General features: G+C 39.5%; 15 protein-coding genes, 2 tRNA genes and 1 pseudogene. 6 read left to right on the top strand and 12 right to left on the bottom strand.

The genetic code is table 11. From position 1 onward, the window contains the following. Positions 1-324: 324 nt before the first annotated feature. The 3 genes from H6G44_RS17565 (at position 325) to trpE (ending at position 4,568) form a co-directional block, all read left to right on the top strand. Positions 325-2,301: a DICT sensory domain-containing protein gene (locus H6G44_RS17565; protein WP_190387791.1), complete on the top strand. Its 1,977-nt coding sequence runs from the start codon at positions 325-327 to the stop codon at positions 2,299-2,301. A 221-nt stretch (positions 2,302-2,522) separates the two neighbouring features. Next, on the top strand, positions 2,523-2,942 hold the full coding sequence (locus H6G44_RS17560) for a photosystem I reaction center subunit II PsaD (RefSeq protein WP_190387815.1): 420 nt from the start codon (positions 2,523-2,525) through the stop codon (positions 2,940-2,942). Between the two features lie 114 nt (positions 2,943-3,056). After that, positions 3,057-4,568 carry an anthranilate synthase component I gene (trpE, locus tag H6G44_RS17555; RefSeq protein WP_190387792.1) on the top strand — a complete coding sequence of 504 codons (1,512 nt, stop codon included), beginning with the start codon at positions 3,057-3,059 and terminating at the stop codon, positions 4,566-4,568. 167 nt (positions 4,569-4,735) lie between these two features. Here trpE and H6G44_RS17550 read toward each other — a convergent pair whose 3' ends face one another. The 3 genes from H6G44_RS17550 to H6G44_RS17540 form a co-directional block, all read right to left on the bottom strand. After that, positions 4,736-5,374, bottom strand: a complete 639-nt coding sequence (locus H6G44_RS17550) for a Uma2 family endonuclease (protein WP_190387793.1) — start codon at positions 5,372-5,374, stop codon at positions 4,736-4,738. Between the two features lie 2 nt (positions 5,375-5,376). Then, a complete protein-coding gene (locus tag H6G44_RS17545; RefSeq protein WP_190387794.1) occupies positions 5,377-5,538 on the bottom strand; it encodes a hypothetical protein in 162 nt (53 codons plus the stop codon). A gap of 182 nt (positions 5,539-5,720) precedes the next feature. Then, a tRNA-Thr gene (locus tag H6G44_RS17540) sits at positions 5,721-5,792 on the bottom strand. A 240-nt stretch (positions 5,793-6,032) separates the two neighbouring features. On the opposite strand from H6G44_RS17540, the gene argF reads away from it, so the two are divergent. Together argF and lexA are read left to right on the top strand one after the other, a co-directional pair. After that, positions 6,033-6,953, top strand: a complete 921-nt coding sequence (gene argF / locus H6G44_RS17535) for an ornithine carbamoyltransferase (protein WP_190387795.1) — start codon at positions 6,033-6,035, stop codon at positions 6,951-6,953. Between the two features lie 169 nt (positions 6,954-7,122). Further along, on the top strand, positions 7,123-7,728 hold the full coding sequence (gene lexA / locus H6G44_RS17530; protein ID WP_190387796.1) for a transcriptional repressor LexA: 606 nt from the start codon (positions 7,123-7,125) through the stop codon (positions 7,726-7,728). 25 nt (positions 7,729-7,753) lie between these two features. Here lexA and H6G44_RS17525 read toward each other — a convergent pair. From H6G44_RS17525 to H6G44_RS17510, 4 genes and pseudogenes are all read right to left on the bottom strand, one after another. Then, positions 7,754-8,029, bottom strand: a pseudogene (locus tag H6G44_RS17525) (Uma2 family endonuclease); the annotation flags it as partial. Between the two features lie 187 nt (positions 8,030-8,216). Further along, positions 8,217-9,662, bottom strand: coding sequence for a signal recognition particle protein (gene ffh, locus H6G44_RS17520; protein WP_190387797.1), 1,446 nt, complete (start codon positions 9,660-9,662; stop codon positions 8,217-8,219). Between the two features lie 885 nt (positions 9,663-10,547). Next, positions 10,548-10,624: transfer RNA gene (locus H6G44_RS17515), tRNA-Met, on the bottom strand. 60 nt (positions 10,625-10,684) lie between these two features. Then, positions 10,685-11,638, bottom strand: coding sequence for an asparaginase (locus tag H6G44_RS17510; protein ID WP_190387798.1), 954 nt, complete (start codon positions 11,636-11,638; stop codon positions 10,685-10,687). On the opposite strand from H6G44_RS17510, the gene H6G44_RS17505 reads away from it, so the two are divergent. After that, positions 11,637-11,807 (top strand): hypothetical protein, encoded by a 171-nt coding sequence (locus tag H6G44_RS17505; protein WP_190387799.1) that lies wholly within the window; start codon positions 11,637-11,639, stop codon positions 11,805-11,807. The genes H6G44_RS17510 and H6G44_RS17505 overlap by 2 nt on opposite strands. Positions 11,808-11,867: 60 nt before the next feature. On the opposite strand, the gene H6G44_RS17500 is transcribed toward H6G44_RS17505, so the two are convergent. The 5 genes from H6G44_RS17500 to H6G44_RS17480 form a co-directional block, all read right to left on the bottom strand. Continuing rightward, positions 11,868-12,368, bottom strand: a complete 501-nt coding sequence (locus tag H6G44_RS17500; protein ID WP_190387800.1) for a CGLD27 family protein — start codon at positions 12,366-12,368, stop codon at positions 11,868-11,870. Positions 12,369-12,373: 5 nt separating this feature from the next. Beyond that, entirely contained in the window at positions 12,374-12,811 is a 438-nt protein-coding gene (rsfS, locus tag H6G44_RS17495) for a ribosome silencing factor (RefSeq protein WP_190387801.1), read from the bottom strand. 230 nt (positions 12,812-13,041) lie between these two features. After that, entirely contained in the window at positions 13,042-14,088 is a 1,047-nt protein-coding gene (locus H6G44_RS17490) for a sugar transferase (protein ID WP_190387802.1), read from the bottom strand. A gap of 831 nt (positions 14,089-14,919) precedes the next feature. Next, the gene (locus H6G44_RS17485; protein ID WP_190387803.1) at positions 14,920-15,561 is read right to left on the bottom strand and encodes a DUF3318 domain-containing protein; all 642 of its coding nucleotides are present in this window, start codon (positions 15,559-15,561) and stop codon (positions 14,920-14,922) included. Positions 15,562-15,640: 79 nt separating this feature from the next. Next, a complete protein-coding gene (locus H6G44_RS17480; RefSeq protein ID WP_190387804.1) occupies positions 15,641-16,198 on the bottom strand; it encodes a hypothetical protein in 558 nt (185 codons plus the stop codon). Positions 16,199-16,290 lie beyond the last annotated feature (92 nt).

Raw genomic sequence — 16,290 nt, 5'->3', positions numbered from 1 at the left:
AAATCAGTTATGTTCATTGGATGGAAGATATTATGAAATGTTGACATTTTTACCCTTGATAATACTAGTATACTTAAATATGTAAAGTTTTGTAACGACATTCAACATTTCTGACTCATAACATAACATATTTTCACAAGTTTGTTATACCTATACATTAGCACTAAATATGGTATTTTAGCTTTAGTGACTGTGAAAGCTATATTGAGGTTAAAAAATAGATAAATTTTTCTTACTATTGGCAATGGAGCAGAATAATAGGTAATAAATAATAGATAAGATCTGTTTAATGACTAATGACCACTGATTAATAACTAATGAATAATGAGTATTTCCACTTCCGTACTTAGTGATTTACTGGAATCACTTCCCCATTTGCGACCCCAGTTATATTTTAAGGCTTCACTGACCGCGCTCTCCCATGCAATGGAAGATCAAGTCTTAGCAGCTAATTTAGATCGTCCCCTCATTATTGCTAGTTTCCAGAAAGAGCGCTTCTACCGACAAGAAGCCCATCGTTATCAACGGCTTGCGGAAAAAAGTAATCAAATATATGTATTAGCTGCGTCAGAAACGGAGTTTGCTAATAGATCGGAATATTATGAAAAGATCGCTTTTGAGTCTGATGATGCTTTAACTCAAGAATGGCATTTGTTAGTAGTCGCTGATAACTATACCACCTGTTTAATATGTCGAGAAAGCCTGGGTTCTCTGGACAAGAATCAACATTTCCCTGAGATGATACCTAACTTGGATATAGATACAGCGCGAAGATTTGAGGGAATTTGGACATCGGAAAAGGGGGTATGCTTAAAAGCTGCTCAATTGTTATTAGATAGAATTCAGGCTTATAGACCGGATTTGGCGGATAAAATTGATGAAGTATTAAACAGGTTAGGGATTAGGGAATTAACAAACAAGTTAAAAGTTAATGTTATTGATGAACATATTTATGGTATTGATATAGACCCATTTGTACAGAGATTGGTGGCTTATTTACAAGCTAGTCAGTATAAACTACATAAAGCATACCGATCCATTGCTGTTCAAGCTCGGAAAGATCGGTTGGTAAATTCGATTAGTACAGCAATTAGGCGATCGCTTGATCCCTGGGAAATTCTCCAAGTAGCAGCCCAAGAATTAGGAAAACATTTAGAAGCCTGTCGTTGTCTAATTTATCGCGCCCAATCCACAGATACTAAAGCGATCATTGAACATGAATTTCTCAATTCTGATGTCGCATCTATTCTGGGACAAAATTGGGAGTTAGAACACAATCCCCTATTTCAGCAAGCACTACGACAGCTTGAGGGCATAAGTGTGGCTGACACCCTAGCAGATGATCAAATCAACAAATCACCCGTCTTATCGTCAATTGTGAGGCAGTTTGGCGTGCGTTCTTGGTTAATAGAACCTGTGTTATATCAAGGGCGACTTTTGGGAATTGTGGAGTTACATGATTGCCATTTCCCCCCCCATGAATGGCAACCTGGGGAGTTAGACTTAGTTAGGGCGATCGCTACCCAAATTGGTGCAGCCCTGATTCAAGCTGAATCTTTTGCCAATTTAGAAGAACTCAACCAACAACTAGAAGCCTTAGACCGCACCCGCAGTAATTTAATTGCCATTACTGGACACGAACTCCGCACCCCATTATCTACCATTCAAGTTTGTTTAGAAAGCTTGGCCACCGAACCGGATATGCCTTGGGAATTGCAACAGATCATGTTGAATACAGCCCTTTCTGACTCGGAAAGAATGCGAAAACTAGTACAAGACTTTTTAACCCTTTCTAATTTAGAAAGTGGCCAGGTAGAATGGCATCCTGAATCATTAACCATCCAAGAATGTGTAGATTTATCCCTTGGTCGCTTACGGATACACTCTAACCAAGGCAAGATACCACAAATTAAAACCCAAATTTCCAAAAACTTACCTTTAGTTAGGGCTGACGGTGATTGGTTAGTGGAAGTATTAGCCAAACTTATAGATAATGCTTGTAAATTTACTCCCTCTTCAGGGCAGATTACTGTTAAAGCTATTAGCGATGGTCAGGAGATGCTAGAAGTAATTATATCCGATACAGGGCGAGGAATTGAACCCAATTCCCTAGAAATAATTTTTGACCGCTTTTATCAAGAGGAAGGGGCATTACGACGAACTACTGGGGGAACTGGACTGGGTTTAGCAATTTGTCGGCAAATTGTCAATGGCTGGAAGGGCAAAATTTGGGCGGAATCCCCAGGCAAAAACCAAGGCACCCACCTCCATTTTACAATTCCCATTGTACAAGATAGCTAGGGGAATAATTGACAATTGACGAAATAATGGTTAATGGTTAAGAGTGATTACCACTGACCACCAACCACCAACCACTGACAACGAACCACTGACCAATGACAACTGACAACTAACCACTGACAACGAACCAATCACTAAAAACTGTTACAGTCTATAACGCGATCGCAACATAAGTCGAGATCCGATGTTAGTATGCCGTAAAAACCTACAAGAGATAGTTTATTATGGCAACTCTCACGGGAAAAACCCCAATCTTTGGTGGCAGCACTGGTGGTCTACTCACAAAAGCCCAAGTAGAAGAAAAGTACGCTATTACCTGGACAAGCCCTAAAGAGCAAGTCTTTGAAATGCCCACCGGTGGCGCGGCTAAAATGGTGAAGGGCGAAAACCTGCTTTACATTGCTCGCAAAGAGTACGGTATTGCTTTAGGAGCGCAACTTCGCAAATTCAAAATCACCGACTACAAGGTTTACCGCATTTTACCAAGTGGCGAAACCACTATGATTCACCCTGCTGATGGTGTCTTCCCTGAAAAGGTAAATGCTGGACGTTCTATGGTTCGTCACGTACCCCGCAGAATCGGTCAAAACCCCAACCCTGCACAAATCAAGTTCAGCGGTAAAGCTACTCACGACGCTTAATCCTTAGCTAGTAGGTAATGGGTAATGGGTAAGGGGAAAAAACTTTGTCTCCTTACCCATGACAAAAAGCTTGTTGCAAATTTTTAATTTCTAATTTCTAATTGCTAATTATTTATGATTTTCCCCGATTTCGACCAGTTTCAAAAGCTGACTATTCAAGGTAATTTTGTCCCATTGTATCAGGAATGGATAGCCGATTTAGATACACCCGTATCTGCTTGGTATAAAGTCTGTGCAGATCAACCTTATAGCTTTTTGCTGGAATCGGTGGAAGGTGGAGAAACCGTAGGCCGTTATAGTTTATTGGGTTGTGATCCTTTATGGATTTTGGAAGCAAGGGGTAATCAAACCACCCAAACCCATCGAGATGGTTCTCAGCAAGTTTTTACAGGTGATCCTTTTACAGTTTTATCTGAATGTTTAGCACCTTATCACCCAGTAAAATTACCAGAATTACCTTCGGGAATTGGCGGTTTATTTGGGTTTTGGGGTTATGAATTAATAAATTGGATTGAGCCGCGTGTACCAATTCATGCTCAAGATCAGCGCAATATCCCTGATGGATTATGGATGCAGGTAGATCAGTTATTGATTTTTGACCAGGTAAAACGGAAAATTTGGGCGATCGCCTACGCAGATTTACGTAATTCAACTGATTTAAAGGTAGCATATCAAAAGGCAAGCGATCGCCTTGAGGAAATGGTCAGAAAGCTATCTTTGCCTCTAGCACCAGAAAACACCAAAATATCTTGGACAGCCCCCGGAAACCAGCCTAAAGCGGGCATAGAGGACTATACTAGCAACTTTACCCGTGCAGAATTTTGTACCAGTGTGGAAAAAGCTAAAGCACATATCAAAGCTGGTGATATCTTCCAGGTTGTCGTTTCTCAACGCTTATCCACAGAGTATACAGGCAATCCATTCGCTTTGTATCGCTCTCTGCGGCAAATCAATCCTTCACCTTACATGGCTTATTTTAACTTCCAAGACTGGCAAATTATCGGTTCTAGTCCCGAAGTCATGGTGAAAGCAGAATGCAATGATGAAGGGGAAATAATCGCTACAGTCCGTCCCATTGCGGGAACTAGACCAAGAGGGAAAACAACAAAGGAAGATACTGCTTTAGCTGCTGATTTACTCCAAGACCCCAAGGAAATCGCCGAACACGTCATGTTAGTTGATTTAGGACGCAATGATTTAGGGCGAGTGTGCAGCAGCGGTAGTGTAAAGGTTGATGAATTAATGATTGTGGAACGCTACTCTCATGTTATGCACATTGTCAGTAATGTAGTGGGTAAATTAGCACCTGGTAAAACTGCATGGGATTTACTCAAAGCTTGTTTTCCCGCAGGGACCGTCAGCGGCGCGCCTAAAATCAGGGCTATGGAAATAATTAATCAGTTAGAATCAAGTCGCCGAGGTGTGTATTCCGGTGTCTATGGATATTATGATTTTGAAGGACAATTGAATTGTGCGATCGCCATCAGAACTATGGTATTATATAATCAGACGGTGACTGTCCAAGCTGGTGCGGGTTTGGTGGCTGATTCTGACCCGGAAAAAGAATATGAGGAAACTTTGAATAAAGCTAGAGGGTTATTAGAAGCAATTCGTTGTTTAAGGTGAGTTTCGCGCAATCTCTCTTAGAAATACCGCAGGGGGTGGCTTTGCGCTGCTTGTTATGTGGAGTCGCCTTGTCACCCTTTAAGGTCTATTTTAGTTTGGAGTTCGTCGAGGTAGGCGAAGATAAGGATAAACTTCATTCATATTATTTGTATATTTGTAGGGGTAATTCATGAATTGCCCCTACGGATGTTTTCACGGAACTTTGAGATTAAATCTTTTGGTTTTTCACCAGACAAAAGCAAACTTGTCAACAGAGTTAAATCTAAATCGGGCAAAAATTCACTTTTAGATATTTTCTCATACTTATTACCCCGCAGAAAATATAAGGAAAATTGATGATTTTGCCAAAACCAAACTTCCGGTACACCCAAACCTTGATAAATTAATAAATCATCAATTCCCCCACTCGTTACAACCACCTCAACAGCCAAATCAGGAACAGATTTTTCTGAATCAAAACAATAACATTCATCTGGTTCAATACCTCTAGCGGCTGCTTCCTTTCTAAAAGTAGTTGAACCTAAAGGATAAAAATCAATATCCTTTTCCATAAAATAAGTTTCTAATAATAAAGCAATAATCTTTTTATCAAACTCATGACGACGACTAGGAGACATTATTTCTAAAGTACCTTCTAAATATTTAAACCGATAATGAGAGGTATTTTCAAATCGCTGTAACATTGTCTCATATATATTCCAGTTAATCCCATTCATCAGTAAAATTTGGTCAGAATCAACATTATCTAATGCTGATTGACTTGTTAATTCTTCCCAGCAACTCAACTTTTCTAGTAAACCTAACATTGTCACTGCTCCAAAATTGCTTTAATCTCAGACATAATTTCAGCAACTCGCCCATCTTCCTCTAATATATCAGTTTTATTCCCAGCATCCCAACGGGGACTTAAGTTAACTTTAATGTTAGCCTTTTTTACTGCATCTTTTAATAATCCTTCAACTTGTGGCATTAGTGTAGATATACTTAAATAATATTTTCTTTCTAAATGGGCTGTAATTGCTTCCTTTGATATACCAATTCTTTTTTTAAGACTACTATTTTCTTTCTCTATCCAAGATTCTCAAGTTTCTTGAATTCTGGATGATACCATTAATTTATGCAAGAAAATTTCATCCTTGTCATGGGAAAAAAGGCCAGCAGTTGGATTTGAACCTACGACCTTCCGATTACAAGTCGGATGCACTACCACTGTGCTATGCTGGCGATTTCGGTAAGAAAGTTTTTAATTGCCTCACCGATTTCATATTATAGCATAGGGATATGATTTGTCTAGGGGGTAAGCAAAAATATTTTTAAGATATTTTCTGGTTGTCAAATATCGGTAAAACTAGCCGTTATCTTGTAGATTGAGGCCAAAATATTTGGTACAGTGCAACTAGAGTATTTCTTGTGACCCTGCCAGACAAAGGTGCGAAAACATTTGTTCTTTATAGATAATCCAGCATGGCAGCATTGATAGGTAGAGATTTATTAAGTCTAGCGGATCTGAGTTCTGCGGAACTGCAAGAGCTTCTGGAATTAGCTACTCAACTAAAGTTGGGAAAACTCAAGTTGCATTGTCATCAAGTTTTGGGTTTGTTGTTCTCCAAAGCTTCAACACGCACTAGAGTTAGTTTTACGGTAGCAATGTATCAACTGGGGGGACAGGTAATTGATCTTCACCCCAATGTCACCCAGGTAAGTCGAGGAGAACCTATCCAGGATACTGCTAGGGTGTTAGATCGTTATTTGGATGTTTTAGCAATTCGCACCTTTGCTCAACAGGAGTTGGAAACTTTTGCAAAATATGCGAAGATTCCCGTAATTAATGCCCTCACTGATTTAGAACATCCTTGTCAAATATTGGCTGATTTACTCACCATTCAAGAAAAATTTGGAACTTTGGCAGGTTTAACATTAACCTATGTCGGTGATGGTAATAATGTCGCTAATTCCCTCATGTTGGGTTGTGCTTTGGTGGGAATGAATGTGAGAATTGCTTTTCCGTCAGGATATGCCCCAGATGCGGAAATTGTGGAAAAAACTAGGCAAATAGCTAATAATCAAACTGAAGTTGTCCTCACCCATGATCCCGAAGCAGCGGCTAAAGGTGCATCTGTACTTTATACTGATGTTTGGGCAAGTATGGGACAGGAAACACAGGCAAATAACCGTTTCCCCGTTTTTCAACCCTATCAAATTTCTCAACAATTATTAAGTCTTGCAGATCCAGAAGCAATTGTTTTACACTGTTTACCGGCACATCGTGGTGAAGAAATTACTGAAGATGTAATTGAGGGTTCACAATCACGGGTTTGGGATCAAGCAGAAAATCGCCTACACGCTCAAAAGGCTTTACTTGCAAGTATTCTTGGGGCAAAATAACAGTATTGGTAATTGGTAATTGGTAATTGGTGAAATTCTTATGTACTCCCTCTTACCTCTTGCCTATTATTTACCAATTACCATGAATTTTTAATAAAAGCTTGTGAAGGGAAGAATTTTGTAGTACCAATGTTCTAGGGACATTTATTATTTACTTCCCAAAAAAATTATGGAACGTCTCACAGATCCGCAAAGAGAACTATATGAATGGTTGGTAGAATATATCAGATTAAATCAATATTCTCCCTCAATTCGCCAAATGATGGAAGGGATGAATTTGAAATCTCCTGCACCCATTCAAAGTCGTTTGGAACATTTACGTAATAAGGGCTACATTGGCTGGAATGAAGGGAGGGCGAGAACTCTGCGGATACTTCATTCTGTTAAACAAGGTGTACCAATTTTAGGGACTATTGCCGCAGGTGGCTTGATAGAACCGTTCACAGACGCGGTAGAACTTATGGATTTAGCCAATTTAGCATTACCTCCCCAAAGCTATGCTTTACGGGTTGCTGGGGATAGTATGATTGAGGATTTAATAGCAGATGGTGATGTGGTATTTTTACGCCCTGTAGCTGAACCTAATCAGTTAAAAAACGGAACTATCGTGGCTGCAAGAGTGGAAGGACATGGAACAACCTTAAAACGTTTTTATCGCCATGATGATCTTGTCACCCTCAAACCGGCAAATCGAAATTATCATCCCATAGAAGTATCAGCAACGCAAGTAGAGGTGCAAGGTTCTTTAGTAGGTATTTGGCGCAATTATAACTAAAATATGTCAGTAGTCAGTAGTCGGCTTGCCATTGTTTATAAGAACCTCTATCACCTTTGGGTCTTCCAAACACCACCATAACATCAGGTGCTTGTTGGGTTTTTACACTTCCTTCTACAGGATACCAAAGTAAATCACCAGCTATAAATACATCATCGTTTGGTGCGAATAATATTTCTAAATTTTCTTTAATTTTAACAATCCATTCATATTGTTTGGTATTATCAGACATAAGGTTGCCATCACTATCAGGGTAGATGATTTCTGGTTTGATTTCCGGTGGTGTAAGTTGCTGTACCATATCTGAATCTCCATTTTACCAAAGGTAAATAAAGTTTTGAACACAAGCAGTGGCACTGGTGAATATATTCACAATTATAGCCATTTGCGATCGCTTTACGTTTTTGAGAACCTACGCAAAAACCGTAGTGATTGCACTTGTCAGATCCCAGACTTCTTGAAAAAATCCGGGATTTTGTGCTTAAATTTTAAAGAGTGCCAAAACCTTTTTTCTTTTTCTCCTTCTTTTTCTTCGCTGGTGGTGCACCACCAGGATAACCGCGCCAGCCTGCTGAAGGACTATTTCCTGCGGCTAAAGGATTTCCACCGCCAAACATTCCTGGCATACCGGGAATGCCACCCTGTCCCATTTGCTGCATGAGCGATCGCATTTTTTGAAAGTCCGCCACTAGTTTGCTTACATCCGCTTCTCTATATCCAGAACCAGCCGCTATTCTCTTTCTCCGACTGGGAGAACTAGATAATAAATCTGGATCACGTCTCTCTTTTCCAGTCATGGAATTGATCATCGCTTCACAGCGTTTTAACTGGGTTTCTCCCTGCTTTAACTGGTCATCAGAAAGCTTGTTCATACCCGGAATCATCTTCATGATTCCACCTAATGACCCCATATTTTTCAACAACCGCATTTGCTTGAGAAAGTCAGTAAAATCAAATTTCGCTGATAAGATTTTCTCCTGCATTTTCTCCGCGTCTGCCAAATCTATCTCTTCTTGGGCTTTTTCTACTAAAGTGAGAACATCCCCCATGCCCAAAATCCGCGAAGCCATCCGTTCCGGGTAGAATGGTTGCAGGGCCTCGACTTTTTCCCCCACACCCACAAATTTAATGGGCGCGCCGGAAATTTGCCGCACAGATAACGCTGCACCACCTCGGCTATCCCCGTCCATTTTGGTCAGGATTGCCCCTGTAATTCCAATTTGATCATGGAAGGTGCGTGTTAGATTTGCCGCCTCTTGCCCCGTCATTGCGTCCACTACCAACAAGGTTTCGTCGGGTTCAGCTACCGCTTTAATGCGGGCTAATTCCGCCATCATCCCTTCGTCAATTTGCAAACGTCCAGCAGTATCAATAATTACTGTATTTATACCTTCTGCTCTAGCGCGTTCGACACCCTGACGGGCGATTTCTACGGGGTCTGCTGCAATTCCCAGTTCAAAAACTGGTACGTCAATTTGCTTACCCAGAGTGATTAATTGATCAATTGCTGCGGGACGATATATATCTGTAGCCACTAGCAGACAACTACGGTCTTGTTTCCGTAAATGCAAAGCTAATTTAGCTGTAGCCGTGGTTTTCCCTGTCCCTTGTAAACCAGCCATTAACACAACGGTGGTTTTACCCGTAACTTCTGCTAGAGGAACATTTTCCTCTCCCATGACCCGCACCAGTTCATCATAAACAATTTTGATGAATTGTTGGTCAGGACGTACACCGCTAATAACTTCAGCCCCTTGTGCTTTGGCCTCGACTTCGCTAATAAAATCTTTAACGACTTGAAGATTAACATCTGCTTCCAACAAAGCCCGACGCACTTCCCGTAAAGCGTCTTGAATGTTGGATTTTGATATTTTATCCTGTCCTCGTAGTTTTTTCCAGGCGGATTCTAAACGGTCAGATAGTGCATCAAACATAGTTCAGTTACAATGTAGTTAGTCTGTTGAAATATTTGGTAAGTTTTTAATGATCTTCTTTACTAGCTTATCCGACTCTAGCAGTCCATTGATCTGGTAAACTGTAATTTTCAAAGTCTGGTAGTCAGTAATAAATATCCTCTTACGCAAGAGGAATTTAAAAATAACTACTCCAGAATACATAGAACACAGACAAATAAGGGTGAAAAATTATTTCTCTCTTATTGCTCTGTTATTGCTGTTCATGAAAAAGAAAAAATTTCCCCTTTTATGAGTTATAGCTCCGTCTTTTTGATCCAATTAGGTTTTTCCTTTCCTTGGGGTAGTTCTTGATTGTTGCTTACAAAAAATAACCAGAGAATCTATGTAACAAAAACATCAGCGAAAAAATAGATCATGACCGCTTATTTAAAGAACTGATATCCAAATTTTTTATATAATTTATGAACTATTCTTTCCCGAAATTCTCAAATATCTAGATACCAACTCAGTATCTACTAGACAAAGAATTATTTACAGATGTTACCACAGCAGACAAATATGAAAACGACTTAATAGCCAAAGTCCAATTTCTAGGTAAAACTTCTTACTTTCTTATTCACATTGAACCCCAATCAAAAACCGAAATTTAATTAAAGAATGTGCTATTATTTTTCTAGGTTACAGGAAAAATTTGACTGACTAATTTATACGATAGTCATTTTTTCATACTATCCTACCAAAACCTTAGCCATAAATAACTATCAAATCAACATTTTCTTAAATAAGCCACTAACTTATTCTATTGTCTTCAATAGACCGAAATAATGAGGTCAAATTATCACTTTTTTCTTAATAAAACAAATCTCCATAATCTTAAAAGATTACAGAGATTAATTTTTTATTTGGTGGCGGGAAGTGGATTTGAACCACTGACCTTCGGGTTATGAGCCCGACGAGCTACCAGGCTGCTCTATCCCGCGTCGCTTTTGTCGCTTTCCTCTCGACTTCTTTAATATAACGCAAAGTCAAAAGTTTGTCAACTATAAAAGCGATAATTCTCCAATTACTTCCAAACGCTTGTATTTCCCCAGGTTCATGAATTTCTCGGAAAGACTTTGGGCAATACTGGGACTAATCCAACCCATTTGTTGGAGGAGGTGAATAGCTACAGCACCCTTGGCACGTTTTGATCCATCCATAATTTTAATAGCTAATCCCATGCCTTCTCCGAGTCTGCTAATACACTGTACACCTTCTGCACCAGATTTGCTAACTAATTCACCCGGAGTTAAGCGCATTAACTCTGTATCAAATTTTCCTTCACCTGCCACCATTGTAGGGTGATGGTTCATGGCGCGAACGATACGTTCCATATCCAGACTATTACTAGAAGCAAGCATAGCATATAAAGAAGCCATTTGACTGAGTTGCATTAGATACGTGGGTGCACCACAGTCATCATGAGCCGTGAGAAATTCTTCTGCTGGCATTCGCAGCAATTCTGCTACTTTCGAGATAATTAACTGCTGAACTGGGTGTTTCCGATCTAAATAGTTATTTAAAGGCCAATGTCGTTGCTGACAAACAGCTAACATTCCCGCGTGTTTACCAGAACAGTTATATTCTAGAGGACTATATTTACCTTGGGGGATTGGACAATGCAGAGCATTAACATCAATATCTGCCCGCCACAAAATGTTAAATACCTGTCTCACCTGTTCCATGGTACCTTGATGGGAACTGGTGATAATGGCCAAGTCTCTATCGCTTAAACCATAGCGTTCTAATGTGCCTGTGCTAGTAATAGCCAGTGCCTGAAATGGTTTGAGGGCAGAACGGACAAATGCGGTAGTTTCAGCGTTGCCTGCAACGGAAAGTATCCGTCCTCGGTCGTCGCTAACTACAGCCTGGGCTATATGCCGAGATTCAATAATACCTTCTCGCAGTAACCGGACTTCCAGGGCTGCGGCTTGAGTTCTTTTTCCCATTGTCATGGGTTTATATCTACTTTGTGAATTGTCAGTGGTCAGTTGTCAGTGGTCAGTTGTCAGTTGTCAGTTGTTAGTGGTCAGTTGTCAGTTGTCAGTGGTCAGTGGTCAGTTGTCAGTTGTCAGTTGTCAGTTGTCAGTTGTTAGTGGTCAGTGGTCAGTGGTCAGTTGTTAGTGGTCAGCGGTCAGTTGTTTTAATATAACTAATGACTAACGATTACTAACCAATGACTATTTACAGAAAATGCCAAACTATAGTACCAATAAGATACATAAGAACCAAAGCACCAAAGGTTATTTGTAAGCGTTGGAAAATGGGGTTAATTTCGTAGGTAACAATTAAGCGATCGCGGGTAATGACCGATTGAGGTTTAGTCCAGATTTGTCCGTCATACCAACCTGATTCTTCATAGAAAACAGTGGTACTGTAAAGGCGATCGCGCACATAATACCAACCTAAATATAACCTAATCAAGACTAGCACTACCGTGACACTGGCAGCAGCAGATCCACAAAGCAGAAAATTAAAAATCTGCTTTTGGGGGGGGAAGCTAGAAGCTGCCACGGGTCCTGCCACTAACCAAGACCAAGCCCAAAACCAAAAAATTGTCTTGGTGTACTTACCCCAGCTTAAAATACTATCTCGAAATAGCCAGTCATTTTTTAGCTCTTCGTACTCATTCAGGGGTTGTTGTTCTGTAGGAACTGGGCAATTCTCTAGGGAGGATCCCATCATATCGCTTAACCCCCAGTGCCATGGGAGTTTGGTATAAAAATACGTTCCGCGTGTCCCCAGAACGCCTCTAAATTATAAAACTCCCGTTCCCTTGGCATCATGATATGGACAATAACATCACCATAATCTTGAAGTACCCAAGTTCCTTCCGCTTTTCCTTCCGTTCTTAGCGGTCGTCGTTGCCAGTCAATTTCCACCTGTCCTTCAATTGCCTCAGCAATGGCTCTTACTTGCACCTTAGAGTAACCTGTCATCATCACAAAGTAATCAGACAGGTAAGAAACCTCAGCCACGTCAAGCAAGATAATCTCCACAGCTTTGCGGTCTAAAGCCGCCTCAGCAATGGTTAAAGCTAAATTTTTGCTTGTAGCTTCTGTGTCAGTTTTAGATATGCTCACAGCGTTCTTTGTCAATGGGAAATTTCCTCTTAAAGATTCAGTCATTCAACCTCATGTATTTTTTCACGAAAGCAAATACTTATTCAACTTGCTCACAAATATTCGGAACTGCAATTGATGAATAAGTTTTCTCTCAATAGTAACATATTCTACAGTTGATTAGTTGATGCAGAAAGGGAACGAAAAAAGATTTTTCTATTCCCTCCATAAAAATAAACCCAAGTCACCAATCGACTTGAGTAAATTTAATAAATAAATTTGGTAAATTTAGTAACCTAAACAGCCCCACTGTTTTTATTAAACAAAATGGTGATGGTTTTGAAAATCAACTTTAAATCGTAAACTAAAGTCCAATTTTGCTGATATCGTAGATCTAAGCGAATCACATCTTCAAAACTCCGAACTTTAGAGCGTCCATTAACTTGCCATTCACCAGTCATACCAGGTTTAACATCCAAACGTTGCCATTCTGGTACTTCGTAGCGTTCTACTTCATCAGGTGTCGGTGGTCGAGTTCCGACTAAACTCATTTCTCCTTTGAGAACATTCCAAAATTGAGGTAGTTCATCAAGACTGGTACGGCGTAAAAATTTACCTACTTTAGTAATTCTCGGATCATGATCATTTTTAAAAAAAGCGCCTTCTACTTGGTTTTTGATTTGAGATTTTTTAGCTTCAGCATCTACACACATAGACCGAAATTTCCAAATTGTAAATCTTTTACCCATCCAACCACAACGGATTTGTTTAAATAAAATCGGACCGGGATCATCAATTTGAATAGCGATTGCTATAGGAATAAACAAAACAAATGTAATTACTAACCCAACTAATGCTCCCATAATATCAATAACTCGTTTCATCCAAGATGCTACAGAATTATGAGTTTGAGGAAGTGGATCTACTTGACGAGAATTATTTTTTCCTGAGTTTGTAATGTTATCTGTTATTATTAGTGGGGGGTTATGAGAAGACTCAATGAAAAACACCTGATCTAGTCCCGTTAGATTTAAAACTGCCATTACTTGGGGAGTAACATGACGCAGTGTGACTTTAATTCCCTTTTCTTGAGAACTTTTAAAGTTACTAACTAAAGAACCTAAACCACTACTATCCATGAAAATAGTATTTTGGAAATCAATAAAAATTTCTCCAGGTGGTGAATCTGTTTCAATTAAGTTTTGACAAATTTGCTTAAAACTAACGGCTTCAAGTATAGTTAACCTCGCTGTAACTTGCAAGTTTACTGTGTTTTCCGAGTAAGTAACCGGAAAGTCTACGGAGGGTTGACTACTCATAAAACTCTGAACTTTAGTGGCCATATATTATCTAATTTGCTAAATGTTACTTTCTCTTAGAAAAACAACTAACCTTATCTTTAATCTTGATGATGAATCTTCTAACCTATAAAGGTAAGAGGATTCTAGATATTAAGGTGCACCGAGTTTTGTATAGATTTTAAATTTCCTAGCCTCCACCAGAAAATCTATGAATAAAAAGTCAGATACAATACCATTAAGGGTAGAGAAACCCCGACTTTACTTACAAAAGCTACACACCACCATACAATTAGTCTCTAACACTAAGTTAGAGGTATTTGTAAAAATAATTGTCTTCCAAAGTACAGTTATTAAGAAGTTACAATGGGCAGTTTTATGAGTTGCAAAAGTAAGTGATGATCTTCAAGTATTTTTGTCATCTGCAACTTTTCAAATTATAAAATATTCAACGGAATAGAGAATTTAAAAATTTTCCATGAGCGTCATAACAAAGTTTGATGAAGTTTAAATATTGGGTTAAATAGATGAATTTTTAGTAAAAATTTTCTGAATATAAAAATATAGGTTCTTGGGTACTTGGTGTGCTAAACCGAGAAGTTGAGAGAAGGGAACAGGGCAATAGTGAATATTTTACCATTAACGACAATTTTTAACACTAACCTACTTATTTTCAGGTGCATGAGGATAAAATCCGTTGCAATATATTATCGTGGTGCATTACGTTATCGCCAACACACCACTGTTTCCTAAAACTAAAAAACTTTGTACCTTATACAGACAATTGAAAAACCCTAAAATCGAATTTTAGCGGAATATTTGCCAAGATTTTCTAGGAATACCGGGCCAGCGTAAAGCTCAGAGACTTTGAGAGTGTCAAAGTCCAGATTCCTCATTTCTAGATTTAGATTTAGCTTTATTGGCGCTACGTTTGAGAGCAGAAAGTCTAGCCTCATATCGAGAACGCTGACGTTTGCTAGGAGTATTTTCTACTAAGGTTTTTAAAGCACTACCAAGACTTTTATAAGCATTAGGTAAACTATAACCAAAGCGGGTTGCTAGAGCGATCGCTTTTTCGTCAGCATCCAGCAATTCTTTAATTTGTTTATCCCCATTATTTTTTTGATATAGCCGCCAACCGGAAACACCACAGAGGGCCATAGCTAATACTAGTAATAATCCATCCTGTACCCATAATTCACCCACAGCACCACCCAAACCAATGGCCAGCGCCGCCATTTCCCAACCGTCCTTAGGAATCGTGTCATTTTGAACGCGAGCAACTTCGTGCCAAAACAGCAAATTCCGTTGATCCATTGCTAGAGCGTCCCATTTCACCAAGTCAATTTGAATTTCTACTTGGTCTTTACCAATTTCTTCACAACGAATCAAAGATGGATTTACCTCTGTTGTGCCTTCAACTGTTACCCAGCTTTGTAATTCTGGGGGTAATAAGCTTTTTAACCGCCGGAGTTCACTCATTTCTGCTTTAGCAGAGGAGGTTGCATAGGATGTCATAAAAATCCAGCCTTACAAAATTTCAGTATTATGATCAGGTTATCACTTTGCAGTATAGCGATTTCAGTGGTGATCCGCTTTATTCATCGGCAAAACTACCCCGCTTTTTCCGCGCTTCCATGGCTTTTTCTAGGAGTTCTAATAATCCAGGAGCTTGTTCTTGAATACTCAATAATAATCTTTCTCCTAAATCTAGATTTCCCGGGTCTTCCCCTGTCTCCATTACCTCTTGCAAACGCGGGAAGGCAATGGTATCAACAATTTGGATTAATCCGCTCAAACAACGGTTAAATTGTCTCTCGGTGAGTATGGAGTCCTCCAGGGGAAACTCAATAATAGCGCGGATTTCACCATCGGATGGATCATATTCCCATTGCAGCATTTTGGTTTCCCAAGAAATAGCCAGCATGGTTTGCAGGATAGCATCTTTGTGGGGATGGTCTTTCACTTCCGCCAAAACCTGGGGTGCAAATAGCCGGAAAAATTTCCCTTCCTCGTCTAGTTGGACAACTATCAGGAAATCATCAATATTTTCAGCTTCAACACCCGTAATAATCCGGTCTTCTTTTTCATCAAAACGATAGTCCCAACCAAGATTATCTAGATACTTGGCTATTTGTGTAATATTTGCTGCCATAAAAGCCTCGTAAAGAACAGTGAAGAGGCTATCACCAAAACTATTTTAACTTGCTAGGCGCATTTGCTCAATTATTGCCAGAATTTCTGCCT

It is taken from the genome of Aphanizomenon flos-aquae FACHB-1287, assembly GCF_014698755.1.
GTDB lineage: Bacteria > Cyanobacteriota > Cyanobacteriia > Cyanobacteriales > Nostocaceae > Dolichospermum > Dolichospermum flosaquae.
The sequence above is the reverse complement of the archived record's forward strand: the minus strand, read 5'-3'. Positions and strand labels throughout refer to the sequence as shown.

Coding starts and splice junctions, on each gene's coding strand:
- H6G44_RS17565 (WP_190387791.1), top strand. CDS start 325: ATGAGTATTTCCACTTCCGTACTTAGTGATTTACTGGAATCACTTCCC.
- trpE (WP_190387792.1), top strand. CDS start 3,057: ATGATTTTCCCCGATTTCGACCAGTTTCAAAAGCTGACTATTCAAGGT.
- H6G44_RS17550 (WP_190387793.1), bottom strand. CDS start 5,374: ATGTTAGGTTTACTAGAAAAGTTGAGTTGCTGGGAAGAATTAACAAGT.
- H6G44_RS17545 (WP_190387794.1), bottom strand. CDS start 5,538: ATGCCACAAGTTGAAGGATTATTAAAAGATGCAGTAAAAAAGGCTAAC.
- argF (WP_190387795.1), top strand. CDS start 6,033: ATGGCAGCATTGATAGGTAGAGATTTATTAAGTCTAGCGGATCTGAGT.
- lexA (WP_190387796.1), top strand. CDS start 7,123: ATGGAACGTCTCACAGATCCGCAAAGAGAACTATATGAATGGTTGGTA.
- ffh (WP_190387797.1), bottom strand. CDS start 9,662: ATGTTTGATGCACTATCTGACCGTTTAGAATCCGCCTGGAAAAAACTA.
- H6G44_RS17505 (WP_190387799.1), top strand. CDS start 11,637: ATGGGTTTATATCTACTTTGTGAATTGTCAGTGGTCAGTTGTCAGTGG.
- H6G44_RS17510 (WP_190387798.1), bottom strand. CDS start 11,638: ATGACAATGGGAAAAAGAACTCAAGCCGCAGCCCTGGAAGTCCGGTTA.
- H6G44_RS17500 (WP_190387800.1), bottom strand. CDS start 12,368: ATGATGGGATCCTCCCTAGAGAATTGCCCAGTTCCTACAGAACAACAA.
- rsfS (WP_190387801.1), bottom strand. CDS start 12,811: ATGACTGAATCTTTAAGAGGAAATTTCCCATTGACAAAGAACGCTGTG.
- H6G44_RS17490 (WP_190387802.1), bottom strand. CDS start 14,088: ATGGCCACTAAAGTTCAGAGTTTTATGAGTAGTCAACCCTCCGTAGAC.
- H6G44_RS17485 (WP_190387803.1), bottom strand. CDS start 15,561: ATGACATCCTATGCAACCTCCTCTGCTAAAGCAGAAATGAGTGAACTC.
- H6G44_RS17480 (WP_190387804.1), bottom strand. CDS start 16,198: ATGGCAGCAAATATTACACAAATAGCCAAGTATCTAGATAATCTTGGT.